Annotated in this window: 21 protein-coding genes; 10 read left to right on the forward strand and 11 right to left on the reverse strand. The window is 38.6% G+C overall.

Annotated features, from left to right (window positions below):
* From ABN256_RS17630 to ABN256_RS17640, 3 genes are all read left to right on the forward strand, one after another.
* A partial coding sequence (locus tag ABN256_RS17630) for a fimbrial adhesin EcpD family protein (RefSeq protein WP_502929707.1) occupies window positions 1-366 on the forward strand: 366 nt, incomplete at its 5' end.
* Window positions 367-505: 139 nt separating this feature from the next.
* On the forward strand, window positions 506-1,192 hold the full coding sequence (locus ABN256_RS17635) for a fimbrial biogenesis chaperone (protein WP_340893843.1): 687 nt from the start codon (window positions 506-508) through the stop codon (window positions 1,190-1,192).
* A 466-nt stretch (window positions 1,193-1,658) separates the two neighbouring features.
* Window positions 1,659-2,243, forward strand: coding sequence for a common pilus major fimbrillin subunit EcpA (locus ABN256_RS17640; protein WP_196554845.1), 585 nt, complete (start codon window positions 1,659-1,661; stop codon window positions 2,241-2,243).
* A 77-nt stretch (window positions 2,244-2,320) separates the two neighbouring features.
* Here ABN256_RS17640 and ABN256_RS17645 read toward each other — a convergent pair whose 3' ends face one another.
* The 3 genes from ABN256_RS17645 to ABN256_RS17655 are packed head-to-tail and all read right to left on the reverse strand — an operon-like array spanning window position 2,321 to window position 7,298.
* Window positions 2,321-3,598, reverse strand: coding sequence for a sigma-54-dependent transcriptional regulator (locus tag ABN256_RS17645; protein ID WP_072068990.1), 1,278 nt, complete (start codon window positions 3,596-3,598; stop codon window positions 2,321-2,323).
* On the reverse strand, window positions 3,576-5,951 hold the full coding sequence (locus ABN256_RS17650) for an ATP-binding protein (RefSeq protein ID WP_349439846.1): 2,376 nt from the start codon (window positions 5,949-5,951) through the stop codon (window positions 3,576-3,578). Before ABN256_RS17650 ends, ABN256_RS17645 begins: the two co-directional genes overlap by 23 nt.
* 57 nt (window positions 5,952-6,008) lie before the next feature.
* Window positions 6,009-7,298, reverse strand: a complete 1,290-nt coding sequence (locus tag ABN256_RS17655) for an ABC transporter substrate-binding protein (RefSeq protein ID WP_196554847.1) — start codon at window positions 7,296-7,298, stop codon at window positions 6,009-6,011.
* A gap of 312 nt (window positions 7,299-7,610) precedes the next feature.
* On the opposite strand from ABN256_RS17655, the gene ABN256_RS17660 reads away from it, so the two are divergent.
* Complete coding sequence (locus ABN256_RS17660; RefSeq protein WP_196554848.1) at window positions 7,611-8,948, forward strand: MFS transporter; 1,338 nt, start codon at window positions 7,611-7,613, stop codon at window positions 8,946-8,948.
* 65 nt (window positions 8,949-9,013) lie between these two features.
* Window positions 9,014-10,465 (forward strand): pyruvate kinase, encoded by a 1,452-nt coding sequence (gene pyk, locus ABN256_RS17665; protein ID WP_284551146.1) that lies wholly within the window; start codon window positions 9,014-9,016, stop codon window positions 10,463-10,465.
* Window positions 10,466-10,570: 105 nt separating this feature from the next.
* On the opposite strand, the gene ABN256_RS17670 is transcribed toward pyk, so the two are convergent.
* Entirely contained in the window at window positions 10,571-10,987 is a 417-nt protein-coding gene (locus ABN256_RS17670) for a Rap1a family protein (protein ID WP_072068995.1), read from the reverse strand.
* A 285-nt stretch (window positions 10,988-11,272) separates the two neighbouring features.
* On the opposite strand from ABN256_RS17670, the gene ABN256_RS17675 reads away from it, so the two are divergent.
* The 4 genes from ABN256_RS17675 to ABN256_RS17690 all read left to right on the forward strand — a co-directional run bounded on the left by ABN256_RS17675 (window position 11,273) and on the right by ABN256_RS17690 (window position 15,410).
* Window positions 11,273-12,460: an ROK family transcriptional regulator gene (locus tag ABN256_RS17675; protein ID WP_231619356.1), complete on the forward strand. Its 1,188-nt coding sequence runs from the start codon at window positions 11,273-11,275 to the stop codon at window positions 12,458-12,460.
* Between the two features lie 39 nt (window positions 12,461-12,499).
* Entirely contained in the window at window positions 12,500-13,795 is a 1,296-nt protein-coding gene (locus ABN256_RS17680; RefSeq protein ID WP_197269873.1) for a hypothetical protein, read from the forward strand.
* Between the two features lie 30 nt (window positions 13,796-13,825).
* Window positions 13,826-14,986: an MFS transporter gene (locus ABN256_RS17685; protein WP_072068996.1), complete on the forward strand. Its 1,161-nt coding sequence runs from the start codon at window positions 13,826-13,828 to the stop codon at window positions 14,984-14,986.
* A gap of 157 nt (window positions 14,987-15,143) precedes the next feature.
* A complete protein-coding gene (locus tag ABN256_RS17690) occupies window positions 15,144-15,410 on the forward strand; it encodes a DksA/TraR family C4-type zinc finger protein (RefSeq protein ID WP_072068997.1) in 267 nt (88 codons plus the stop codon).
* A gap of 96 nt (window positions 15,411-15,506) precedes the next feature.
* Here ABN256_RS17690 and ABN256_RS17695 read toward each other — a convergent pair whose 3' ends face one another.
* Window positions 15,507-17,243, reverse strand: a complete 1,737-nt coding sequence (locus tag ABN256_RS17695; protein ID WP_196554851.1) for a pyridoxal phosphate-dependent decarboxylase family protein — start codon at window positions 17,241-17,243, stop codon at window positions 15,507-15,509.
* A 692-nt stretch (window positions 17,244-17,935) separates the two neighbouring features.
* On the opposite strand from ABN256_RS17695, the gene ABN256_RS17700 reads away from it, so the two are divergent.
* Window positions 17,936-18,385, forward strand: coding sequence for a hypothetical protein (locus ABN256_RS17700; RefSeq protein ID WP_340893864.1), 450 nt, complete (start codon window positions 17,936-17,938; stop codon window positions 18,383-18,385).
* 90 nt (window positions 18,386-18,475) lie between these two features.
* Here the strand turns inward: ABN256_RS17700 and deoD are convergent, their stop codons facing one another.
* The 6 genes from deoD to ABN256_RS17730 all read right to left on the reverse strand — a co-directional run bounded on the left by deoD (window position 18,476) and on the right by ABN256_RS17730 (window position 25,666).
* Window positions 18,476-19,192 carry a purine-nucleoside phosphorylase gene (deoD, locus tag ABN256_RS17705; RefSeq protein WP_036934279.1) on the reverse strand — a complete coding sequence of 239 codons (717 nt, stop codon included), beginning with the start codon at window positions 19,190-19,192 and terminating at the stop codon, window positions 18,476-18,478.
* 77 nt (window positions 19,193-19,269) lie between these two features.
* Window positions 19,270-20,496 (reverse strand): phosphopentomutase, encoded by a 1,227-nt coding sequence (gene deoB / locus ABN256_RS17710; RefSeq protein WP_072069000.1) that lies wholly within the window; start codon window positions 20,494-20,496, stop codon window positions 19,270-19,272.
* 66 nt (window positions 20,497-20,562) lie between these two features.
* Entirely contained in the window at window positions 20,563-21,885 is a 1,323-nt protein-coding gene (gene deoA / locus ABN256_RS17715) for a thymidine phosphorylase (protein ID WP_072069001.1), read from the reverse strand.
* 67 nt (window positions 21,886-21,952) lie between these two features.
* Entirely contained in the window at window positions 21,953-22,732 is a 780-nt protein-coding gene (deoC, locus tag ABN256_RS17720; RefSeq protein WP_072069002.1) for a deoxyribose-phosphate aldolase, read from the reverse strand.
* Between the two features lie 520 nt (window positions 22,733-23,252).
* The gene (locus tag ABN256_RS17725) at window positions 23,253-24,554 is read right to left on the reverse strand and encodes a NupC/NupG family nucleoside CNT transporter (protein WP_115350218.1); all 1,302 of its coding nucleotides are present in this window, start codon (window positions 24,552-24,554) and stop codon (window positions 23,253-23,255) included.
* 329 nt (window positions 24,555-24,883) lie between these two features.
* Window positions 24,884-25,666: a TatD family hydrolase gene (locus tag ABN256_RS17730; protein ID WP_349439847.1), complete on the reverse strand. Its 783-nt coding sequence runs from the start codon at window positions 25,664-25,666 to the stop codon at window positions 24,884-24,886.
* Window positions 25,667-25,668 lie beyond the last annotated feature (2 nt).

Below are 25,668 nucleotides of genomic sequence, written 5' to 3' on the forward strand. Positions count from 1 at the left end.
GTTGAAGGGCCTAAAACAACAATCCGAGGTCAATCTTATTGCTTATTTAGCTCCAAAGATAAAAAAATGAATGTCCCCTTTTCAGCTTATCTGACATATACCGACGCCAGTGGCTCAAAAGTTAAAAATCGGGCTGCTTGCGATAATGTGCCTATCTCCATTAAAGAAGCACTATGGACCCAGACCGCATGGCCTCATCCTTATCAGTTAGAGGGTTATTTTTATCGTACTGATTTACAACTGACTATTCCAATGAATGAAAGTACCTCACTTTTCTCAATGGAAGGTGAAGACTGGATTGGTGTGGTAGAAGCCCGTGGTTATGTCAATGTATTTGCTGAATGGTCAGGGACTGATATTCACTAACAGTCAGGCTAGTCGATCAGCGGGTATAAATTTAGTGTTTATACCCGTTTTACTTTTGAACCTATATTATGCGATCTAGATTAACGGTATTATAGTGTGGTTTATTACTGATTATTAAAAAGCGAATTAAAGAGATAGAATGAAAAAAATATTAGAATTTATCAGTACATTAGCATTATCAGCACTAACATTTTCAGCCCATGCCCTTTATGTAGGTTCTGAGGTTTTTACTCTTGAATCTGATAAAACTTTTTTCTCTCGCACTTATCTTAATAATACAGACAGAACGAATCTTTATAAAATTCATGTCTATAAAATCGAAAAACCGGGAGGCAAAGAAAAAGATGAAAAACAACTCCCTATAGATGATGGTGAAATACTTTATACACCTTTGCAAAAGGTATTATTACCTAATGAACATGAGTTTTTTAAATTATTTTATAAAGGTGCCAAAGACGATAAAGAGCGTTATTATCGTATTATTATTGAAGAAACTCCTGTTAACTTAGTACCTTATCAAGAAAACAGTAAACAACCTTTAGTCGTTCCGACTGTTGGATTAAACACTGTGATGGTTATTCGTCCTCGTGAAATGAAATTCAGTTATGATCATAATAATGTTGCTGGCACCATCAAAAACACAGGCAATACTTATTTCCGTTTACTGCTAAATGATAAATGCGATTCTGACGAAGAAAATGCCAAGATATTACAGCTATTACCCGGCGAAAGTTACCAACATCCTTGGCTAAAGAAAGAGCATAAACAATTTATTATTGCCTTTGACCGTTATATTGGGTTAAAGAATAATTGTGCTACAAACTAACCTTAATGCTGATAAAAAAAATAAAGGTAGCCTAATAAGCTACCTTTTTTATTGTAAAACGAATCATTCTACCGACACCATTACCTTTCCTATTATTTCCTCTCATTTGAAAGAAAATGTAACTTTGTTAAATATATAATTTTTGTAAATACATAATTAATTAAATTAATTTATATCTTGTCATATTTATCATTTTTAACTTTTGACCAATAATCATAAAAAGACAATAGTAACAACATAGACTATTGATTATTAATAGTTTTACATTATTAACGATAAAGTTATTTTTATTACATTTTATTCCTATTTTTTTATGACGTTTTAAATAAACTATTTTTCAAATTTATACGATAATTTATCTAATGATTCATCTTTTTTGGATGCTCATAATTTTATTTATAAATTCATGAAAAAAACTTTTTAGCCGATATTGCTATTAACGTCGATAATTTTTTAGGAATAAACCATGAAAAAATACCACGTACTACTAAGCTTATTACTGACAGCATTTACCACGACTGCAACTTATGCAAACAACACAACTTCAATACAAACTGTTGCAAATTGGCATGCTACAGCAGTAAAGAAACCACAGAGTGAATTAGGCGTAACCCCTTTAAATGCCCTACATTTTGAAGTGACAGAAAATAACCACTTTAATACACAAAATGGGGCTTTTGATATCACCGTTAAAGATGCCGAAGGGGCAACAGACTTTAAATTGACTTCGAAAATTATTAGTAATGAACTTAAAAATGCGACTGATAATTCTGTATTAACAGTGAAAGCAAACTGGAACGGCAAAACATTATCAAATAATCAAGAAACCGTTATTCTTGATAATCAAAAAGGTATTCATCATGGACTGGTGGCTGAAAATAAAGAGTCAGAGAAAAGTGAGCTGAAAAGCCTTCAAAGTGCTTTTTTATTTAATATTATCAATGGCTCTCAAACTGCCGCATCATTGCCAGAGGGTTTATGGGAAGGCGCTTTACGTATTGAGTTTACCAGTAAGTGGTCAGGCGATTTTGTAACACTCGCTGCAAGATAATTCAATCGATATACCTTAAAAGAAAAAATGCGAAAGAGCGCCTGTATGGCGCTTCTTTGTTATTCAATAGAATTAAATCAAACCTTTGGTTTATAGCTATCTTTATCGAGATCATGTTTTTTCATTCGTAAATACAGCTTTTTACGTGGAATACCTAAATAATCCGCTACATCACTGACTCGACCCGCAAATAAATATAATGCATCCTCAATTAATCGACGCTCATATTCATCGACTAAGTTATCCAAAGGACCTTCTGGTGGAATAATCGCTCTATGTTGTTCACTATCCACCATTTTCACAATACCTACCGCATACAATTCCGCCACATTTCGTAACTCTCGAATATTACCCGGCCAATCATAACGTTTTAAAATATCAAGATAATTACGATCAATCTTCGGTACCGCAATACCAAGTCGCTGTGCACTTTGTCTCAAAAATGCTCTAAATAGCGGAATGATATCAGGACGCCTCGCACTTAACGGAGGCAATGAAAAAGTGATTTGTGAAAAATAGTAATAAAATTCAGGGATTAATCGCCCTTCTGTTACCAATTGCTGTGTATTATTTTCTAAAATCGCAATCGTTCTAAAATGGCGCTTTCCTTGACGTTCGATATCTAACAGATAAGAGCTTAACCAACGTTGTGCTTCTGATGATAAATCATATGGAGAACGCAAAATTAATGTTCCGACTTCATCTGCCTCAATTTGAGCAATAACCTGTTTGATATCAGATAAATTTTGACAATCTACCGTTTGAATAGTTTTATCACGGTGTGGGCTTAACTCATGTAAGAGTTGAGCAAGAAGGTGACGCCCCGTTCCCATCTCACCTTCAATCATTAAGTCTTTATCGATATCGGCAATTTGTTGTACTTGCTCTCTGATCGCTGTGATTTGTGCGCTGTCACCCACTAATCGCTCTTGAGTAGTGCTGATTACCGCATTTCTAAGGGCAAGAATAGACTGTCGTTCTTTATGTGCTTTTGCCACCAACTCTAAGAATAATGGCGGATTAATTGGCTTTTCAATAAAGTCATAAGCACCTTTTTTTACCGCTTCAACGGCCAACGGTATATCGCCATGCCCCGTGATCATAATAACTGGGATACGAGGATCAATATGTTTAATGCGTTCAAGCACCTCCATACCATTCATAGCAGGCATATAAATATCGAGCACAACAGCACCCTGCCACTCTGGAGTTAAAAGGCTAAGTGCTTTTTCAGGCGAGTCAGTCACCCTGGCAACCATACCCGCGAGATTAAGCAAATGACGATAAGATTCAAGAATATCTTCATCATCATCAATTAATAGAACATCAATATCAGGCATGAGTGATTGTGTCATCAGTAAACTCCAAAACAACCATAGCGCCACCGTTTAGCGCCGAGGCCAAATAAATTTCATAGCCAAACCGTTGCATAATAGAACGGCAAATGGATAACCCTAACCCAAGCCCCACATCTTTTGTGGTGGTAAACGGGGTAAAAAGTTTTGGTAAAACAGCAGAATTGAACCCTTTTCCACTATCAGCGATCCCCACCAATTTTCTTTTAGGATCAGTAGATAAGAGATCAACAGTGATCTGACTTTCACCAATACCCGCAATGGCATCCATCGCATTAACAAATAGATTAACCAAGACTTGCTCGATTTGTGTCGGATCGGCACAAATGGTTAATTCATCAGGAATATTATTCGTAATGATGCACTGCTCTCGCTTGGAACGAGACTCTACCAGCACCATTGCACTTTCCACCAGCTCTTTTAATGGTGCTGATACAAAACTAATTTCAGATGATGATTTACGAGAGAAATTACGCAATGCTGTAATAATTCGATTCATTCGCGCACAAAGCTTTTCGATGCGCTCTATAGAATCAGGCAATTGATCGTATTTTTCCATCTGTATGGTTAGTTTTGCACTATACAAATAGGTATTAATTGCAGAAAGAGGTTGATTAAGTTCATGCGCAAGACTTGTCATTGCTTGCCCTACAACCGCCATTTTAGCCGCTTGCACCAACTCTTCTTGCGTTTGAATTAGGTGTTTTTGTGCTTGTTCACGACGCACAATCTCTTCATTTAATTGCTGATTCTTATCTTGTAAATCTTGTGTTTTTAATGCCACCAGCCTTTGAAGTTCTAATCGACTTAACTCTTGGCGCGTAATATCCGTGATAGTAACAATATATTTATGCTCATCTTTATGCGGATACTCTCGAATATTAAATTGTAAAAAATGAGGTTCACCTGCTTTTACCATGCGAATAGTACATTCACTCTGCCCTAAACGATAAAGCTGACTGGTTGAGCTAAATTGCGCTTTAAGCATTGTGCTCGCCTCGCCACTAAACAGTAACCAAAGAGGCTTATTACTTTGCTCTTTTCCTGTTCCTAATAACGTTGCCGCACTTGGATTAACCGTTTCCATCCTGCCATCGTGGTGGCAAGTAATTAAACTTGCATCAGTGTTATTGATAAGATTTAACGCATTACTAGCTTCAACTTCTTTCATTTGACGCCAAAAACGACGAAGTCGCCGACTTAATAAACCAATTTCATCTTGCCCTTCAATCAATACTGGCTCGGTTAAATTACCTTTGGCAACATGCGCTAAGTCATCACTTAGTTTATTCAATCTTGCGATAAGTCTTCTATCAATTAAGATTTTCATCACAATAATACTGAGCAATAAAGAAGCGACAATAATCGCCACAATAACAATTTTTCCCGTTGCCATCAGTTTACGGGTATTGCCATTGAGTTTATTTAACACTTCACTGGTCGCCAAAACATTACCACTTACTGCATTATCAAACTGAGATAACTTTTCATTTAATTCAGGGGTTAATGCTTTAAGCTTTTTTTCGTTTTCTACATCATCAATCAGTGTTTGATAGATATCACCGTCATAACGGGTGATCGCAATAATCTCTTGTAATACTTGGCGGTGAGCAATAGTCGAAGGATAGCTCTTTAGCTTCTGATTTAACGAAATAATTTCATCAATTTTGACACTGATATAGTGAAAGGCAACATCAATATCACGGCTATAACGTTGGTGAGCAATTTCTTCAACTAAACCAATTAATTCATTCTCAGTGGTAAATAATTCTTGTAATAACGTTGATTCTAATAACAATTGTAAGCTATTTTCCTGCACATTTTTTTCATTGAGCATTTGGCTGACATGCCACTCTATTTCATTAAGTAGCGGTTTAATATCTTCACCAACCGCGTCATGCATCCAAGCCAACTGTCCCAATAATTGAGCAAGGCGATTCTCTAACTCACGCCGTTTATCTAGTAATACATCCTGTTGATTAATGAGCTCAGATAGTTCATCAACAAGTTGAGTATAAAAGTCACGTTGCGGTGTTTGTTCAATAGGGAATTCACGTAAACTATCTAATAACTGATGAATTTCCTGCTGTTGTTGCTCTGAAACTGATTTTCTCTGTGTCTGCTCTCGCTCTTTTAATAGCATTTGTAAATTGGTGCTATAACGCTCCATATTATAGCTGGTGGTTAACATCGGTAGAGATTCTCCCACTGATGCATTAATTTGTGTCGCCAGTTTTCCCCACATAAAAAAGATAACCACACCAATCAATAAGGTGAGTAAAGAACTAAAGATAAACGCCATATACAGGCGTCTACCTAGTTTGCCAAATTGTTTAGGCACTAATAATTTCATCCGTAATACCTTTCATAAAAACAGCGCTTCCTGCTGTATATCTGAACCACAAGGCGGTTAGGGTGATTTTGTCTCTTTCAATAAAACCAGTGCTTGCTCGAGCCTTTCAGCTTCTAATGTACGCCATTGGTACAGCACAGCTAATGCTTGATCAGAGTATTCTCGCTGATCTGCTTCCTTCATAAATAATGCTTGTAATGTTGGTGAATTTGCCTCTTTTTCACTAATAAGCACCGAACTTGCTATTTTTCTTGCTTTACTGATCGCAGTAATACGTTCTGGGGTTTTATTTTCCTGTCTTTCTGCTTCATGGATATCATTCCAAACTTGGCGCATTAAAGGAAAATTATGCGTGATCATTTGATCAAATAACGCATTAACGACTTCACTACGACGATAAGCCTCATTGCTGTTTAAAATAAATTCTGTGTTATTAGCAAGTTCATCGTTATTGCGTAAGATCTCTTTACTTAATGGGATCTTTGCCATATCACTTTTATAGATGATCTCTTGTCCTTCATCCGATAAAAGAAAGGCAATAAATTTGGCCGCAGTGTCTCTTTTACTGCTTTCCGCCACAATGGCGACATAAGCAGGTAAAATAATCGATTTATCAAAATAGCTAAACTCAACAAAATCAAAGCGTTTTTGATGGTTAAAAGCATAGTTATCAATAATTGGCCCAGCGCCGACAATACCTCTGGCGATAGCATCACTGACACGTGAACTACGTGCGGAAATGGAAGAAAGATTACCACTCGTTTCCAGTAAGATCTGCCATCCTCGCTCCCAGCCATACTCTTGTAGCACATTTTCCACCATCAATTGCATCGTGCCAGAGTTCGCCGGTGTGGTCATGGTTAAGTGCCCTTGATAAATTGGATCACTTAAATCAATCCAACTTTTCGGTGCAGGAAGCCCCAACTTTTGCAAGTATTGTGTATTGCTCATAATACCAATACCGGAATAGCCAACCGTGGTTATCTTATCGTTTAAGATATCACTATGGCGAGTTAACCATTTTGGCGTTTCATAATTAACAGGTAACCGCGCCAGTAGCCCTTCTCTATCTAGATGATGGAAAAAGTTAGCCGAGGACGACATCACAATATCCACAGGTTGTGTGGGATATTGCTTCATCATACGTGTTGCTATCGCGACACGACGATAAACCACTTGCACTTTGGTATCAGGATAACGTGCGCTAAAAGCTTCAGTGAGTGGTCGCATTGGTGTATCTGAAAGCGTCGTCAATATAACAAGTGGCTGCTCATCACTACGTACCGGAGTGATAAACAGCCAACTAAACAATAAACAGACGAGGCTAAGTGTTATTTTTATTCTCATGACATACCCCTGATTTTGTTTTGAATAAACATAAAAATGTGTCGAACTTCAAACTTCTGATATTTAGCAATATTTATTATTTTTAGCTAATGAGTCCTTAATGACCCATTTACAACAATGATACGACGATATCTTCACTCATTTTTAAACCAACGCCTAATAGCAATGTTACAAATTTGACTCACCGATTCAGCAGAATGTGTCATCGATGACTCAAATTCCGTGTTTTGCGCCAAGATGACCTAAATGAATAGCATCAGCTCTGAAAACCAAAATCAGCTTCAGACATGAATAATATTCGGAGTCATCTCTATGCTAAGTTTCTTTAAAACCAGAAAGGATCTGCCGCTAATAGAAGCGTCAAGTGAAAAGATCCGCGCAATATATAAAAAGCACCAATGGCAGGTCTTCTTTGGTCTTGTTCTTGGTTATGCCATGTTCTATGTGGTTCGTATGGCACTCGGTGTGGTGAAAAAACCTATGCTGGATGCAGGTATCGTAACCACCGCTGAACTGGGTTTAATGGGTTCTGCGTTCTTCTTTACCTATGCATTTGGTAAGTTCTCTAACGGCTTCTTGTCAGATTATGCCAACATTGGACGCTTTATGTCCATCTCGTTGATTGCCTCTTCCTTTGTTTGTATCTTCATGGGAATGTCAACGGCGAGCCTGTTCTTTATCCTGTTATGGGGTATTAACGGCTGGTTCCAATCTGTGGGTTCAGCACCTTCTTGTGTCTCTATCTTCCAATGGTTCTCACCAAAACAACGCGGTACGGTTTATTCCATCTGGGGTGGCTCGCGTAATATCGGTGAAGCAATTACGTGGATCTTGACTGCAACCATAGTGAGCTTCTTCGGCTGGCGTGCAGGTTTTATCGGTGCGGGTATCGCAGGTATTGCGGCAGGTATCATTTTACTGATGATTTTAAAAGACCGTCCTCGTACTTATGGTTTGCCTGATCCAGCAACTGCGTATGGCGAAGAGTCAGAAGCGGTTAAATCAAGTGATCCTAAAGAAACTCGTCGCGCTCAGTTATTCGTATTAAAACAACCAACAGTGTGGATCATTGCAGCAGCATGTGCGGCTATGTATATCTCTCGCTACGCAATCAGTTCATGGGCCGTTCTTTACCTACAAGGTTCAAAAGGTTACTCACTGATTGATGCTGGTTTCGCCATGTCTACTTACCCTATTGCTGGTTTCTTCGGCGCAATCTTAGCGGGTATGGCTTCTGACAAACTGTTTAACGCTAACCGTCATATTCCAACACTCATTTATGGTATCGCCAACATCGCTGGTTTTGCACTGATGTTCTGGGGTCCACAAAGCCGTGTTATGGATGCTGTTGCATTAAGTATGGTTGGTTTTGCAATGGGTGGTCTGGTTGTTTTCTTAGCAGGTTTGACCGCTTGTGACCTGATGCCGAAAAATGCAGTAGGTGCAGTAAAAGGCTTTATCGGACTGTTCGCTTACATTGCAGCATCAGCGCAAGAACTGATTTCAGCATCACTGATCAAAGTCACTCAAGTTGGAGATGTCACTAACTACGACTTCACCACAGTACAGTATTTCTGGATAGGTTCTGCCATCGTTTCCATGATTTTAGCGACGCTAGTCTGGAATGCGAAAAAAGTTACCATGGATTAATGAATTAATTAAGTTGTCATCAAGGGATACCGTTGGGTATCCCTCTTTAAAAAGAGAATGTCATTATGCGTAAGACAAAAATTGTTGCGACTCTTGGCCCAGCTAGCTGTTCAGAACAGATGATTGAAAAGCTGATTATGGCGGGTGCTAACGTATTTCGTTTAAACTTTTCACATGGCACACGCGAACAGCATCAGGCCACTGCCGCAACTATCCGTCAGGTCGCAGAAAAACATCGTGTATTTATCGGGATCTTAGCTGACCTGCAAGGCCCGAAGATCCGCATCGCTAACTTTAAAAATGATTCAATTCAATTAAAACAAGGCGATAGCTTTATTCTAAATGCAGATTTAGACAGCACATTAGGCGACGAGCAACAAGTGGGATTGGATTACCCACAACTTGTTCAGGAAGTCACACCAGGGAATATTCTGTTACTTGATGATGGCAATATTCAATTACAAGTCAGTACCGTAAATAATAATAAAATAGAAACAGTCGTTACTGTTGGTGGAAAATTATCTAACCGTAAAGGGATTAACTTACTCGGTGGTGGTTTATCTGCACCTGCATTAACAGAGAAAGACAAACAAGACATACACACAGCAGCCGCTATTCAAGCAGATTACATTGCCGTTTCATTCCCACGCAATGGTGCGGATATTGAATATGCCCGTAATTTAGTGATCGCAGCAGGAAGTCACGCCAAAATCGTTGCTAAAGTTGAGCGCGCAGAAGTGGTTTCGTGTGAAGAAAATATGGATGACATTATTAAAGCATCTGATGTCATTATGGTAGCACGAGGTGATCTCGCAGTTGAAATAGGTGATGCCAGCTTACCAGGCGCACAAAAACAGCTAATTGCACGTTGTCGCGCATTAGGTTGCCCAGTTATTACTGCAACCCAAATGATGGAATCGATGATTGAAAGCCCTATGCCAACCCGTGCCGAAGTGATGGATATCGCGAATGCCGTTGGTGATGGCACTGATGCTGTGATGCTTTCCGCTGAAACTGCGGCAGGAAAATATCCTGTTGAAGCAGTTAGTGCAATGGCACGTGTTGCTGAAGGAGCCGAACGCTCTTTTGCTGCTAATGCTGAAAACCCATGGCAATCACCGTCTTATTACTCACAAACAGGCCGTTGGATTGCTTTGGCAGCCGCGACAACTGCCTTCCATGATGACAAACATTTAAGTGTTGCCGCACTAACGGAAAATGGTAAATCAGTGACCTTATTGTCACGTTTTATGCCAAATAACAACGTATATGCATTAACAGATAATCCAGCACTTGCTGGTCAATTGACTGTATTACGTGGTGTAACGCCTGTGGCTTATCAACGTAAAAACAACAATGACTGCGATGAAAGCATCATGCAAAAACTGCAAGCAGAGGGATTATTAACAGACATGAATTCACTCTTGATCACTCGTTTATCAACCTTTGAAAAAACCGGTGAAAGCGATTGTTGTCATCTTGTTCCTGTAAAACAAGTTGAAGCAGCAACTGCTTGAGTGTCTTCCATCAAGGGGCTTATGAGAGAGGCAACCTGAAGTAAATAACAAGAAAAAGAGCACACCAAAATCATTTTAGCCACAGGGACTGTGGCTATTTTTCGTTTAGAGACTTCCATCAACATGGCAAGGATAGGCATCTTGTAATGCCAAAATATAAATTAACTCCAACGGCGTTTCTTTTTGTTTTTTCTTCACTTCAGGATTTTTATCTAAATAAGCATCGATGTGCTTAACCATAAAATCGCCATTTTGTTCTACTTTCGGAGGTGGGCAATAAAGAGGACGAAAATCATCGTTATTTTGATTTTCAATTTTTACGGCAACAGCATAAAAATTAAATCCATTCGCAATACCGTTTAGATACGCTTGTGTCACCGATTCTAGTTGTTTATTAGAAGGATGGTCTAAGGCTAATAATCGTTTTACCTCAAGATAACCGCTTAATGTTACTGCCTGTGAATAAAGTGGGAGTAGCAGTAACATCCCTATTAACCCTTTTAATAACATTCCTTTTTTCATGCTAATTTTCTCTTTAGTTCAATAGATATTGATTTCATTCTAGTCGTTTTATTGCTCTAAGAATATGTGCAACGAATATATACATTGAAGATCTTTTAGAAGATCTGATTGTACAAATCAGACTCATCAAATTGTGATCACAAACGCATTTAGGATGGTTTCTAAACTAATTAGTCTTAATATACTTTACAAAGTAAATAAAACGGTGCATAACTATCAAACACAGACGATTTTATATAAAAAAAACATCTTTTAGTTTTGTTTCTAAACAAATGGAGTAGTAACGTGACACCGAACGTACCCAATACATTACGGCAAATGAATGCCTCGCTTGTATTAAATGTCATTCGTCATCAAGGTCCTTTGTCACGGGCTCAGATAGCCAAAATTAGCGGGATTACAAAAGCGACAGTGTCTGAAATTATTAACGATCTCCTTGAAGAAAAAATCGTTTATGAAAGCGGTGTCAGTTCGCCAGCAGGACAAGGCAGAAAAGGTATTTTAGTTAACTTTGATCCTCAACACAGTTTAGGTGTCAGCATTGATTTAGGCGGAACCAAAATCGCCTATGCGGTTTTTAACTTAGATGCCGAATTGTTGTATGAATATCAAGAGCCAACCTTTGATACTGACGATCGTGATCACTTTATTACGCAATTTGCACAAAGTATTGAAAATGTGATCGAAAAAAGCGGCATAGATCGCCAAAAGATCAATGTTATCGGTGTCGCCACACCAGGGATCATCGATATCAAGAATGGTGTTGTACTAGAAGGCTCTCCTAATTTACCTCAATGGGATAATTTGCCTTTAGCACAACAACTTACAGAAAAACTCAATGTACCCGTTGTACTCGAAAATGATATTCGTGCGGCTCTTGTGGGTGAAATGTGGAAAGGCCGATGCCGTCATACGCACAGTTGTGCGCTGATTGGTATCGGTACGGGTTTAGGCTCCGCTTTACTGATGGATGGAAAAGTTATTCGTGGCGCAAACAATGCTGCCGGTGAAATCGGCTATATGATGTTTGCTCGTGAGCACCTCTTTAGAAACTGGCGCAATAAAGGATGCTTTGAGAGTTTCTGTTCTGGCTCAGGTTTAAGTGAACGTATAGCGAGCTTACGAGGAGAAAATCTTAGTGCTATTGAGATTATTCAAGCCTCACAACAAGGTGATCCTCTGGCTCAATCCTTAGTTGAGGAAATGGCAGATTATCTTGCTATTGGCATTATGAACTTAGTCGCCATTGCAAATCTGGAAAAAGTGGTATTAACAGGCGGGATCACTCGCTCTGCTGACACCTTTTTACCGCGTGTTCAGGCAAATCTAGATAGACATTTATTTGCTAACACCAAAGTGAATATCGAGCTGTCTGAATTATGGGAAAAAGGCCCGCTTTATGGCATTGCCATTCTTGCCTTGGCTACGGTTTATCCATCAATTCAATTTATGCCCGAGATCCAACTGAGATAACCCTAATAAAAAAGTACCTAAACGAGATGGGAGCAACTCATGGCAGGAATACATCTTCACCCACATGATATTTTAGACGAAGGCATGTCCGCTATACTTCAACGCCTTGATGGCATGAAGCATATCGAGCATTTATTTGTCGAAATTAATACCATTTTTGAACGTAACCCTTACCCTGTTGGTGATTTACCTCATAACCCTATTCATAATATGGTTATGGGAACAGGTACACTACACATCAACACTCATACCGATTTCCCTCGTCTAAACCAACGTGTTGATCCCACCATTTTAGCGGGTGCCGATCCGCTAATGACAATAAAAAAAGCCACTGATGGTGGAAAATATAAAGTCATTCCATGGGCTAATATTCTTAATGGCGATTTCGCTGGGGATGTAGAAAGTAATCAGGTTGTGGATTTTAAAGGTCGTCCGCAAGCGCATTGGCTCTGCCCTAACGCCCCTGATGTCGCTCAATTATGGCAAAAGACATTCACCGCATTAAAACAAAACTACGGTTACGATACCTTTTTAATTGACCGAATTCGTTTCCCGGATTGGGCAGGTAAAGAAGTGAATCCCGCAGGATTATTTACTTGTTTCTGCCCTCACTGTGAAAAGAAAATGGTACAGCAAGGTTTGCCTATTAATGAAATCAAACATCGCCTCGCAGCTTTAGCTGATTCATTGAAACAAGGGGATTTCGAAACACCTGTTACCGCATTAAAAGAAGAGCCTTTGTTAAAAGCGTGGCAAACATTTCGCCAACAAAGCGTGACTCAATTAGTTGAAAAATTACTGTCTGATGCAAAACAAACTGCGGGTGGTATTACGTTATGGCTTGATCTATGGCCACCAGCTTATAGTTGGATCTTAGGTCAAAATTATCATGAATTAACCCGTTATTCTTCGACACTCAAACATTTCCCTTATCATAAATTAGGGGGAGGTGCAGATGTTCAAGGGTTAATTAATCATTTTGCCCATGATAGCGAAAGCCAAGAACGTGCATTTACTGCGTTCAAACGCTTATTTGAATTACCTTATGATATTTCATACGAAACCTTTAAACAGCAAGGTTTCCCTATTCACTTTGTTGCTGAACAAAATAATAAAGTTCGCCAGCTTTCACAGCCAAATACCTTTATTTATAGTGGTATTCAAATGTGGAATTTACCTGCCTCTCAATTAATCGAAGCCGTTATTGCAGCAGAAGAAAGTGCTTGTGATGACTTACTTTATTATTGCTATGGATGGGCTACTCAAGAATTATTTGATGCAATTGGTAAACACAACACACCTAATAATAACGCCTATAACAACATGATTAAATAATAATACACCGTGGAAAATCAGGATAAAATTATGGCTAAACAACAAAAATGGAAAGTCTTTTTCCTTCTGTTTGTCACGATGTTTTTACTCGGTGGCATTCAAAATACAAAAGGGCTTATTCTCGAACAAGTTCAACATGATATTTCATTAAATATGAGCCAAGTTGGCTCATTAATTACCTTTTTCCAAATCGGTTTTTTAATTGCCAGTTTATTAACGGGTTATTTTACCGATAAGAAAGGGTTAAAAGTCATGATGTTTATTGGCTCACTGATGATGGCTGTTGGTTTAACAGGAACCAGCCTTGCTTTTAATGTGATGCTATTTTTTGGCTTTTATCTGGTTATTGGATTAGGTATTGGCTCAATGCTTGTCTCTATCGTTACCGTTATTCCGACTTTCTATAAAGAGAAAGCGGGCATGATGTTTAACGTCTCCAATGCAATGTTTGGCGTAGGGATGATTGTCACTCCGCTAATTTTACAATATCTATTTTCACACTCTATTTCATGGCGTACTTTTTATGTGGGTGTTGCCGTTATTGTTGCGGTCATTATTCTCGTATTGAGTACATTAAAAATAGAAAACAGCGCACAAGTCGATATGAAATTCAGTGACTTTTTAGAGTTACTGACACAAAAGTCGCTATTATTGGTTATCTTATTTATTACGCTGTATGTTGCTGCTGAAGCCGCTTTCTTAAATTTCTTCCCTATTTTCTATACCTCTATGGATATTGGAAATATGAGTAGCGCGCAAAAAGCAGAAACAGCCGCTTATGTGATTTCCAGTTTTGCATTCTTATTTACTATTGGCCGTTTTATTGGTGGCTTTATTAACCTTGCATTGGGTGATCGTAAAACACTTATTCTATTTTCATTATTTTCTCTGATAGCCATTATTGTAAGCCGTATCTTTGTACAAGATATTGTTTATCTGTTTATGGTATTTGGTTTTGCATTATCAGTGCTGTTTCCAACAGCAGCCGCCGTTGCCACAAAATTAACCAGTAAAAGTGGCTCGGTGATGGGATTGATTTATGTTGCTTCTGGATTGGGTGGTGCGTTAGCAGGTTCATTAATTGGTCAAGTATCAGAAAGCTATAATGTTTCTGTTGGCTTTAACCTGATTATTGTATTTGTCGCCCTCTTCTTTATTATTTCTCTGTTTATTAGAGAACAAAAACAATAACAACAACCGTTATGCCTCTGAAATTTACCCCTCTCTATGAGGGGTTTTTTATTTCTATCGCAGTAAGTTAAGGTACATTTCCCTTTTTATTTTGTTGATTTTTTCACCATCGCCCTAATAATAGTATTTATATTCACTGCAAAAATAGGAGAATATAATGGCGAGTGGATGGGCTAATGATAGTGCTGTTCAAGAGCAAATAGATGCCACCATTGATGATGCAATTGCAAGAGCTCGCAACCAAATGGCACAAGGTGAAAGTGCAGAGTTTTGTGATGAATGTGGTGAACCAATCTCTCCAGCTCGGCAAAAAGCCGTTCCTGGTGTGCGTTATTGTTTAAACTGCCAAGAGGCAATTGATAAAAAAAATAATGCCTTTAGTGGATATAATCGCCGTGGTAGCAAAGATAGCCAACTCAGATAATCTGCAATTATTATCATATAAAATAAAAACTGTACCTTAATATGAGTTTCCTCGATTAAAGTACAGTTTATTTTATTTAATCAGACAATGATTTAATTAGATTTTCGCAACCTTTTTTGAGCTCATATTTTGACTCATTTCGGTTAATATTTTCATAAAATTATCAATATGTGTACGTTCCGTATTTGGATTCATAAATACCGCTTTTTCACCTGGAAGATAAACGTAACGGTTATTTTTCGCATATTTCGAGCAGGCAATAGAATCTACCCAGTTAGTAAATAATCCTTCTCTACCACGTTGTAAGAAAAGTTTTCTATGCCATTGTGTGTTATGAACCATAAAGTCATATGCTTCTTTATCTGTAGAGCACGTTAACTCTAAATCAAAGGCAACATTAGGGTCTTTCACTAAGTTTGGATCATACAGTTTAAAACCAACACTTGGACCTTGGTTTTGAGGAACGATAACTTTTGCATTACCCATCTCTAACAACTGATGGCGCATGTAGTTCGCGTTTTGCAAACAGTGAGCAATGATGGTTTGGTAACCTTCAATTCCCATATAGTGCATTGCAGAATAAGCACCAAAGATACCCACACCACTACGTGTACATTCAATAGTGGATTGTAAGTGAGTCTGCCCTTCTAATTCGTGCTCAAAATAGGTGAAGTTTTCAGGATCGTTTTCCAGTGCCACGAAGTCATTGCCATTTTTCACTAATACTAAACTTGAGGTATAAGGCACATAGCCCCATTTATGGAAGTCGATAGTAATAGAGTCGGCATATTTCAGATGCTTAAATTTCTCTACGTTCTGACGTAAACCTTCTAAGGTGACATCATTAATTGCCAGCGGGTTACTGTTAAAATCATATTCTAAGAAGAAGATAATCGGCCAACCAACAGCAGCATCAACGTGTACGTGAGGCTTAACAGGGATCTCGAACTCTTCACATAAACGGTCACGTAACTCACAAACACCTTTCACATCATCCACACCGAAGGTGTCTGTTGTTCCTGTGGTTAACATGATAGTTGGTACTTTGCATTTAACAGTAAAGCACGCTCTCAATTCACGCTCTAAGTGCTCTAAATTAATGGTGTTATCTTCAGACACTTTAATACGGATGGTTTTGTTATCAACATCAACACCTAACAGCGCAAGGTTAGTCATGTTTGAGTAGTGACCACCTTGAGAGTTAATGATGCGATAATCTTGATCTGCTGCCATACCTAAGTGTTTAGAATTAGGCATAGATTTGCGTAAACCAAATAGATAACCATATAAATTACACATGGTGCCACCTTGAGTGAACACACCAGATGCAACTTCAGGATCGTAACCAACCAATTTAGCGACTTTTTTGATGGTCACTTTTTCTAACGCATCCGCCACACCTGAATATTCGCAATACACCATGTTAGGGTTGCCCATTAACCCCAAGATTGAACCATAAACACCCGGATCACTTGGCATTGCAATAACATTTTCAACAGCTAATGGATTTTCCCAGTTTTTACACAGTGTCGAAACTAACATCAGTAATTCATTAGGATCGTTTTCTGGGTAATTAATATTTTGTTGGATTTGCGTATCCGCCATTAAACGATCGAATAGCTGTTGCCCATTTGAGTAACGTTGTAATTGGTCATTATCATTAGTTGTTGTTTTTCTAAACTGTGTAATCGATTGGATTGTTTTATCCTGAAATATCGGCCAATACTTCGGATCTCGGCTGAAAAAGTGAGCAATAACGTCGTGGTATTTCTTCTCAAATTCCGCATTCAGAATGTTAGCAGAAGATAGACCTAATAAATCTTGATTTTTCACTATATTCTCCAAATAGAAACCGACAAAAATTTAAATTGATTGCATAGCAATACTATACATTTTCTAATTAAATTAGTTAGTGCTTCATGCGATCACATAGCTTCTGTTAGCAACCACATAAAACAAAATATTTTATTTAATATCAATACAATAGAAATCTTCGGAAAGTTAAATTTACAGATATTATTATTTCATTTATATGCTTATGTGACTGACATCACAGTGAAAATAAGGCTATAAACAAAAATAATCACCTGCAATACTATTAACTATTTGAAATATAATCAAAATATAATAATCACATGCTAACCAACTGATATTACTGAATTCTTAATTTAATTAATTGAATTAATCTGTTATTTCTGCAATTAGTGTGGCTAAAATTATATTAAGTTTAATTACTACCGACAAAATCAAACGAAAACACTATGATATTTTTCATAATTAGCAAATTAATTCTAATTTTAACTATTATTAGGTACAAAATATGGGTTAAGGTTAAAATAGAAAGCAGTCACTAATGAAAATATAAAAGAGAAAATAATCACAGATAATAACTCTGCAAATTACAAAAATATCAGTTAAAAACAACATAGTCACCCTGCTAAATAATCAGAATATTTACTCTACATTTTTTGTTTTTTTTGCCGATACTTAAAGTAATAAAGTAGGTAATTAACGGAGAAGACAATATGAAAGCACGTATCGCTGTTGTTGCTGTATTCGTATTATTATCCGCAAGTGTCTATGCTGAAGAATTTACCTGCCAACTTGAAAATGGTAAGTATGTCAGTGTATTTGCCGAACATGGAACCCCTCCGGTGTATCGCTATGGCACTCTTGCCAAAACAGAGATAACACTACCAGTGCCTCAACAACCCAATAATAATGTCTTTTATGGGCATCAGATGTTTGTTGCAGGAGCATCGACTTATATTCGATTTAAGAATGGAAATTACAGCTACGTTGTTTATGACGGTGAAGGTAGAGGATGGAACTTTAATGGCGTGATTGTTTATAAAGACAATAATATTATTAGTAAAAAAGAGTGCAAAGATCCGTTAACACCTAGCCTGAATAATCTAAAAAACTACGCTATTAAAATGGACCCTTATTTAGAAACCTATATTTATGCTCCTTAGTTTCTAATTTAATTAATCAAACATATGGACATAAAAAAACCCAATTTTTAAATTGGGTTTTTAATATTTTTAAGCAACGAGATGTATTGATTAGTCTTCTAATAGCAGAACAGATTCTAATGCAATTTCAATCATTTCGTTAAAGGTAGTTTGGCGCTCTTCTGCTGTAGTCTGTGTACCTTTTTTGATGTGGTCAGATACAGTACAGATAGTCAGCGCTTTTGCACCGTATTCAGCTGCAACGCCGTAAATACCTGCGGCTTCCATTTCAACACCTAGAATGCCGTATTTTTCCATTACATCAAACATTTCTGGATCTGGAGAATAGAACAGATCAGCAGAGAAGATATTACCTACGCGAACTTTAATGTCTTTCGCTTTTGCTGCATCAACAGCATTTTGAACTAATTGGTAATCTGCAATAGCTGCGAAATCTTGGTCTTTGAAACGTAGACGGTTAACTTTAGAGTCTGTACATGCACCCATACCGATAACAACATCACGTAATTCAACATCTGGTAATACGGCACCACATGAACCTACACGAATAATCACTTTTACGCCAAAATCAGTAATTAATTCTTTAGCGTAAATTGAGCAGGAAGGAATACCCATACCGTGGCCCATTACAGAAACTTTACGGCCTTTATACGTACCTGTAAAACCTAACATACCACGAACATTGTTTACTTGACGGACATCTTGTAAAAAAGTTTCAGCGATGTATTTAGCACGAAGCGGGTCGCCCGGCATTAAAACGACATCAGCAAAATCGCCCATTTCTGCGTTAATATGAGGGGTAGCCATAATTCTTCCTTTTAATTGATCTTTTTACTATTCAAATATCATTCGGTAGGCATATTGCTATACCTACCGAAATTAAATTAAAACATTGCTTTACCATAATCGACCGGTGATAAACCGAAGTATTTCACAACAGTTTGGCCGATGTCAGCGAAGGTTTCACGATGACCTAATGAACCCGGTTTAACTTTAGGACCATAAACCAGAACAGGAATGTGCTCACGAGTATGATCAGAACCTGGCCAAGTTGGGTCACAACCGTGGTCTGCTGTTAAGATAAGAATGTCATCTTCTTTTACCAGCTCCATTAATTCAGGTAAGCGACGGTCGAATAATTCCAGTGCTTCACCATAACCAACAACATCACGACGGTGGCCATAAGAGGAGTCGAAGTCAACAAAGTTGGTGAAGACGATTGTGTTATCGCCCGCAAGTTTCATTTCTTCAAGTGTTGCATCAAACAGTGCATCAATACCTGTTGCTTTCACTTTTTTAGTGATACCTACGTTTGCGTAGATGTCAGCAATTTTACCGATAGAAACAACATGGCCTTGTTTTTCATCAACCAGTTTTTTCAACATAGTTGGTGCTGGTGGTTCTACTGCTAAATCATGACGGTTACCTGTACGGGCGAAATTACCTGGTTTATCACCAATAAATGGACGCGCAATAACACGACCAATGTTGTAATCACCTTTGTTTAGTTCATCACGAGCAATTTCACACAGCTCATATAATTCGTCTAAACCGTAAGTTTCTTCATGACATGCAATTTGGAATACAGAGTCAGCAGAAGTATAGAAAATCGGTTTGCCGGTTTTCATGTGTTCTTCGCCAAGCTCATCCAAAATAACCGTACCAGACGCGTGGCAGTTACCTAAGTACCCCGGTAATTTTGCACGTTTAACGATGTTTTCTAGCAGTTCTTGTGGAAATGAATTTTTCAGCTCTTTAAAGTATCCCCAATCAAAAAGCACAGGAACACCCGCAATTTCCCAGTGGCCTGACGGAGTATCTTTACCAGAAGAGATTTCACTCGCGTAGCCATAAGCACCGATGATATCTGCGTTTTTATCTAAACCAATAGGGAATTTACCTGTTGATTCTTCAGCGGCTTTACCTAAACCTAAACGGCAAAGATTTGGCAAATGAAGTGGGCCTTTACGACCTTCTTTATCTGCTTTACCGTCAGCAAACGCTTGTGCGATATGCCCTAAAGTATCTGAGCCTTGATCACCGAATTTCTCTGCATCACCGGCAGCACCGATACCGAAGGAATCTAATACCATGATATGTACACGTTTCATAATTCTCTCTCCTGTGTCATTCTCCGTAGACCACGGATATGTCACTTATAAATCGTAATTGAGTTCTTATTCGCTGATTTGACGGTACACCATTGGTGAGGCTTCACGTTTACTATCACCAATTACCATCGCTTTACGGACTTCAGCCGCAGCTTCTTGCCATGATTTTTCACTGTTAGCATGGATCATCGCTAACGGAGTGTCTGTGTTGATTTCAGCACCAAGCGCTACGATGTCGCTTAATCCCACACTATAATCAATTGCATCAGTGGCTTTACGACGACCACCACCTAATGTCACAACAGACATACCTAATGCACGCGTATCCATTTCTGTGATAAACCCAGTTTTCTCAGCAAATACAGGTTTACTTAATACCGCAGTTGGCAGGTATTTATTGTAGTTTTCAACAAAATCAGATGGGCCTTTCTGTGCTGCAACCATACGACCAAAGACTTCTGCCGCTTTACCGTTATCCAACACATCTTGCAGTTTTTGACGAGCTTGTTGACGTGAGTCCGCTAAACGGCCTGATACTAACATTTCAACACACAACGCCATAGTGACTTCAAATAGACGAGGGTTACGGTATTCACCTGTTAAGAATTGAACTGCTTCACGAACTTCGACGGCATTACCTGCGCTAGAAGCTAGAACTTCATTCATATCCGTTAACAGTGCCGTAGTTTGACAGCCTGCGCCATTTGCTACTTGAACAATAGACTCAGCCAGCTCTTCAGATTTCTGATAAGTTGGCATAAAGGCACCCGATCCCACTTTAACGTCCATCACTAATGCATCTAAGCCTTCGGCTAATTTCTTACCTAAAATAGAGGCTGTGATAAGAGGGATTGAATCAACTGTAGCAGTAATATCACGGGTAGCATAAAAGCGTTTATCAGCAGGTGCTAATGAGTTAGTCTGTCCGATAATAGCAACACCCACGTTACGAATAATATCGCGAAATTTCTCATCATCAGGGAAAATATCGAAACCTGGGATAGCTTCGAGTTTATCTAATGTTCCACCTGTATGACCTAATCCACGACCTGAAATCATAGGAACATAACCGCCACACGCGGCAACCATTGGCCCTAACATCAGTGAAGTGACATCACCCACACCACCTGTTGAATGTTTATCAACAATTGGACCGTTTAAATTTAGGCTTTTCCAGTTCAATACTGTACCGGAATCACGCATGGCTAATGTCAGAGCAACACGCTCAGGCATGGTCATATCGTGGAAATAAATAGTCATTGCTAATGCAGCAATTTGACCTTCAGAAACAGTATTATCTCTGACACCGTTAATGAAAAAACGAATTTCTTCCTCTGTTAAAGGATGACCATCACGTTTTTTACGAATAATCTCTTGGGCAAGAAACACTGCAACCTCCTGGTTTTATAGCATTGATAACGCCCACAATAAAACGTGGGCGTATTACACGAATGGATTAGTAACCACTAGACGATTTTTGCTCGCCATGACCTAAAGTGGCTAGTAAATTACCTAACAAGCTTGATGCACCAAAACGAAAGTGACGGGCATCAACCCAGTTGTCACCCATAATGCGGTTAGCTAATGCTAGATATTGAGCAGCTTCTTCAGCGGTACGAACACCACCTGCAGGTTTAAAACCAACTTCTTTGCCAACACCCATATCGTGGATCACTTGGATCATTAACTCAGCGCTTTCCAGTGTTGCATTTACAGGTACTTTACCTGTGGAAGTTTTAATAAAGTCAGCACCCGCTTTGATTGAAATTTCAGAAGCTTTACGGATAAGAGCCGGATCTTTCAGTTCACCCGTTTCGATGATGACTTTCAATAAAGAACCTGCTTCTGCGCAAGCTTCTTTACATGCTTTAACGATATCAAAACCGATTTGCTCGTTACCTGCCATTAGTGCACGGTAAGGGAAAACTACATCAACCTCATCTGCGCCATAAGCTAATGCCGCATTGGTTTCTGCTAATGCGATATCTAAATCATCATTACCATGAGGGAAGTTAGTTACGGTTGCGATACGGACTTCTGGAGTACCCTGCTCACGTAACACTTTACGTGCTAACGGAATAAAGCGTGGGTAGATACAAATAGCGGCTGTATTGCCTTCTGGGCTTTTAGCCTGATGACATAACGCAGTCACTTTTGCATCAGTGTCATCATCATTTAATGTAGTTAAATCCATCAAAGACAGCGCAAGGCGCGCTGCAGCGGTTAAATCTGTCATAAAACTCTCCAACGATGTTTCTTAAGCCCTTTTGGGCATACGCTTAAGGTTAGCGATTAAATTTGTTGGCGAGCGGACTTGGTTCCTTGAAGATGTTGTTGTAACTAGTGCTACAACGACAGCTGAGCTCCCTCTCACCGCGCTATGCTCACTTCGGCGACCCGTCATTGAGCCTTCGCCATTCCATGAAGTTTCAGCACATCTTATTTGAACACGCTAAGGAACAATTAGATGTGCTTTGCGTCACACTAATCAAATGTAACTTGCAAACAATGACATAAAAGTGTGATAAATGTCACAGTTAGGTCATTTTCTGGTTTAATGTTACTTGAATACCGTTTTTAAGTCGTCTTTATAACGCAAAAAAAGTGTGATACGCATTAAATGACAACCTTTGTGACCATATTCAATACAATATGCGAAATATCTCACACAATAAAAGTAGTTAACATTACAGCAGAAAACAAACATAAAAGAGCAGATAGGTAAAATACCCATCTGCTCTTTACAATTAAATCAATTAAGCGGCAACAACTGCCATTGCCGTTAATGCAAAGAAGAATCCAGCAATTGTTGCACTCATTAAGTTAGAGAGTGTACCCGCTAGTACAGCTTTCATTCCTAAACGAGCCACATCTTTACGACGGTTTGGCGCCATTCCACCTAAACCACCGAGTAGTACGGCAACAGAAGAGAGATTAGCAAAACCACATAATGCAAAGGAGATAATAACCTTCGTTTGAGCAGATAACACCACTAATCCAGAACCTGCGACTAATGCATCTTCTTTTAGGTATTTACTAAATTCAGAGTAAGCATAAAACTCATTGATAACAATTTTTTGTCCAATAAATGAGCCTGCAATGGTTGCTTCACTCCAAGGTACACCAATCAGGAAGGCAATTGGTGCAAACACCCAACCTAGCACGAGTTCTAATGAGAAATTCTCATAGCCAAACCAGCCACCAATACCACCAAGAATACCATTAACTAATGCAATCAAGGCAACAAAAGCCAGCAACATGGCACCTACGTTCAGAGCAAGCTGTAGACCAGAAGATGCGCCCGCAGCTGCGGCATCGATAATATTCGCAGGCTTTTCGTCATCTGCCATTTTATCAAGCGCGTCTTTTTGATCGTCTGGCGTTTCTGTTTCAGGGATCAACAATTTAGCAAAGAGTAAACCACCCGGAGCCGCCATAAAGGATGCTGTGATCAAATACTCTAACGGCACACCCATGCTGGCATATCCAGCAAGTACTGAACCCGCAACAGAGGCTAAACCACCACACATAACAGCAAAGAGTTCAGAGGTTGTCATTCTTGCAATATAAGGACGAACAACCAGTGGGGCTTCTGTTTGTCCAACGAAAATATTTGCAGTGGCAGACATAGATTCTGTTCGTGATGTGCCAAGTACTTTTTGTAAACCACCACCGAGAATTTTAATGACTATTTGCATAATGCCAAGATAATACAGCACTGCAATGAGTGAAGAGAAGAATACGATAACAGGCAGTACGCGCAGGGCGAATACGAAACCGCCACCACCAAACAACTCGAACATTTTATCTGATACTAGGCCTGCAAATAGGAAACTCATCCCGTTATTGCCGTAATCAATTACATTCTTAACACCATCAGAAACCGCAAGAAGTACCTCGCGACCACCGTCGGAATAAAGAACAAATGCACCTAAGCCAATCTGAATAAGGAATGCGCCACCAACTGTACGTAGTCTAATTGCACGTCGATTGCTGGAAAACAGAATGGCTATCAAAATTAATGTTACCATTCCGACCAAGCTCATAATGAGTTGCATTGAAGGATCCCTGTTCATATAAAAATTTAATGGATTATCAATAACGCTCTAGTCAGAGCTTATTGACTCTTTTTGCCGGATAATTATACCTAGTCTAAGAAAAGAACCCTCAACATCCATCACAAATAGGATCTGAAAAAAGTAACAAAAAGGTCACAAATGAGAAGTGGATCACACAAAAAGAGAGAAAAACGCATTTATTGAATAGGCTGAATAAAAGGAAAACATCATATGATTAACAATTCTTGTATTCAATCTTAAACAATAAAGTTAAATAAACACCTTATTTATATAAATAAGATTAAATTGAGATGAATTCAATTCAACAACTAGGCATTATCTTTTAACCGAAATAATTGTAGGCTATTAAGATAGAGTTGCTGTGCAATTACCTCAGAGGGTTCTTGACGTAGCTCACAGAGTTGGGAAAAAACAGATTGAATACGCTCAGGTCGATTAGGCTCACCTTGGAAACCACTCACTGGCATATCGGGAGCATCTGTTTCTAGTAATAGCGATTCGAGTGGCAATGAAGCAATTGCTCGTCGTGTCTTTTGTGCTCGTTCATAAGTAATCGTACCACCAACACCAATAAAATAGCCTTGCTGAATAAAATTTTCAGCTTGTTGTTGGCTTCCAGCAAAACCGTGTACCACCCCTTTACGAGGAACATCATAACGACGTAACAGCGCGCTTAACTTATCGTGAGTTTTACGTGAGTGTAAAATAACGGGTAAATCAAACTTAGCTGCTAATTTAAGTTGTGCAATTAAAAAGTGTTCCTGCTTTTCTGGTTGCGGGTTATCCATATAGTCATCCAGACCAATTTCCCCAACAGCAACACAACGAGGAGCTATTTTTAATTTCTCTTCCAATTCAATAAGATGTTGCTCAGTATGCTCTTCAATATATAAAGGATGTAATCCTAATGCGCTATGTAATTGAGGATATTCATTTGATAACTCAGTCACTACATCAAAATTCCAACGAGCAACGGCAGGAATAATGATTTTTTTAACTTGCGCTTGATTCGCTAAAGATAAGCTATTCGCAATATCATTATAAAAAACAGGAAAATCAAAATGACAGTGAGTATCAATAAATTTATTCATTA

Origin of the sequence: Proteus sp. fly-1008, from assembly GCF_040140305.1 — a bacterium.
GTDB classification, from domain to species: domain Bacteria; phylum Pseudomonadota; class Gammaproteobacteria; order Enterobacterales; family Enterobacteriaceae; genus Proteus; species Proteus vulgaris_B.

Excerpts from the sequence above, each read along its gene's own strand:
- ABN256_RS17635 (WP_340893843.1), top strand. The coding sequence starts at position 506 with ATGAAAAAAATATTAGAATTTATCAGTACATTAGCATTATCAGCACTA.
- ABN256_RS17640 (WP_196554845.1), top strand. The coding sequence starts at position 1,659 with ATGAAAAAATACCACGTACTACTAAGCTTATTACTGACAGCATTTACC.
- ABN256_RS17645 (WP_072068990.1), bottom strand. The coding sequence starts at position 3,598 with ATGACACAATCACTCATGCCTGATATTGATGTTCTATTAATTGATGAT.
- ABN256_RS17650 (WP_349439846.1), bottom strand. The coding sequence starts at position 5,951 with ATGAAATTATTAGTGCCTAAACAATTTGGCAAACTAGGTAGACGCCTG.
- ABN256_RS17655 (WP_196554847.1), bottom strand. The coding sequence starts at position 7,298 with ATGAGAATAAAAATAACACTTAGCCTCGTCTGTTTATTGTTTAGTTGG.
- ABN256_RS17660 (WP_196554848.1), top strand. The coding sequence starts at position 7,611 with ATGCTAAGTTTCTTTAAAACCAGAAAGGATCTGCCGCTAATAGAAGCG.
- pyk (WP_284551146.1), top strand. The coding sequence starts at position 9,014 with ATGCGTAAGACAAAAATTGTTGCGACTCTTGGCCCAGCTAGCTGTTCA.
- ABN256_RS17670 (WP_072068995.1), bottom strand. The coding sequence starts at position 10,987 with ATGAAAAAAGGAATGTTATTAAAAGGGTTAATAGGGATGTTACTGCTA.
- ABN256_RS17680 (WP_197269873.1), top strand. The coding sequence starts at position 12,500 with ATGGCAGGAATACATCTTCACCCACATGATATTTTAGACGAAGGCATG.
- ABN256_RS17685 (WP_072068996.1), top strand. The coding sequence starts at position 13,826 with ATGGCTAAACAACAAAAATGGAAAGTCTTTTTCCTTCTGTTTGTCACG.
- ABN256_RS17690 (WP_072068997.1), top strand. The coding sequence starts at position 15,144 with ATGGCGAGTGGATGGGCTAATGATAGTGCTGTTCAAGAGCAAATAGAT.
- ABN256_RS17700 (WP_340893864.1), top strand. The coding sequence starts at position 17,936 with ATGAAAGCACGTATCGCTGTTGTTGCTGTATTCGTATTATTATCCGCA.
- deoD (WP_036934279.1), bottom strand. The coding sequence starts at position 19,192 with ATGGCTACCCCTCATATTAACGCAGAAATGGGCGATTTTGCTGATGTC.
- deoB (WP_072069000.1), bottom strand. The coding sequence starts at position 20,496 with ATGAAACGTGTACATATCATGGTATTAGATTCCTTCGGTATCGGTGCT.
- deoC (WP_072069002.1), bottom strand. The coding sequence starts at position 22,732 with ATGACAGATTTAACCGCTGCAGCGCGCCTTGCGCTGTCTTTGATGGAT.
- ABN256_RS17725 (WP_115350218.1), bottom strand. The coding sequence starts at position 24,554 with ATGCAACTCATTATGAGCTTGGTCGGAATGGTAACATTAATTTTGATA.
- ABN256_RS17730 (WP_349439847.1), bottom strand. The coding sequence starts at position 25,666 with ATGAATAAATTTATTGATACTCACTGTCATTTTGATTTTCCTGTTTTT.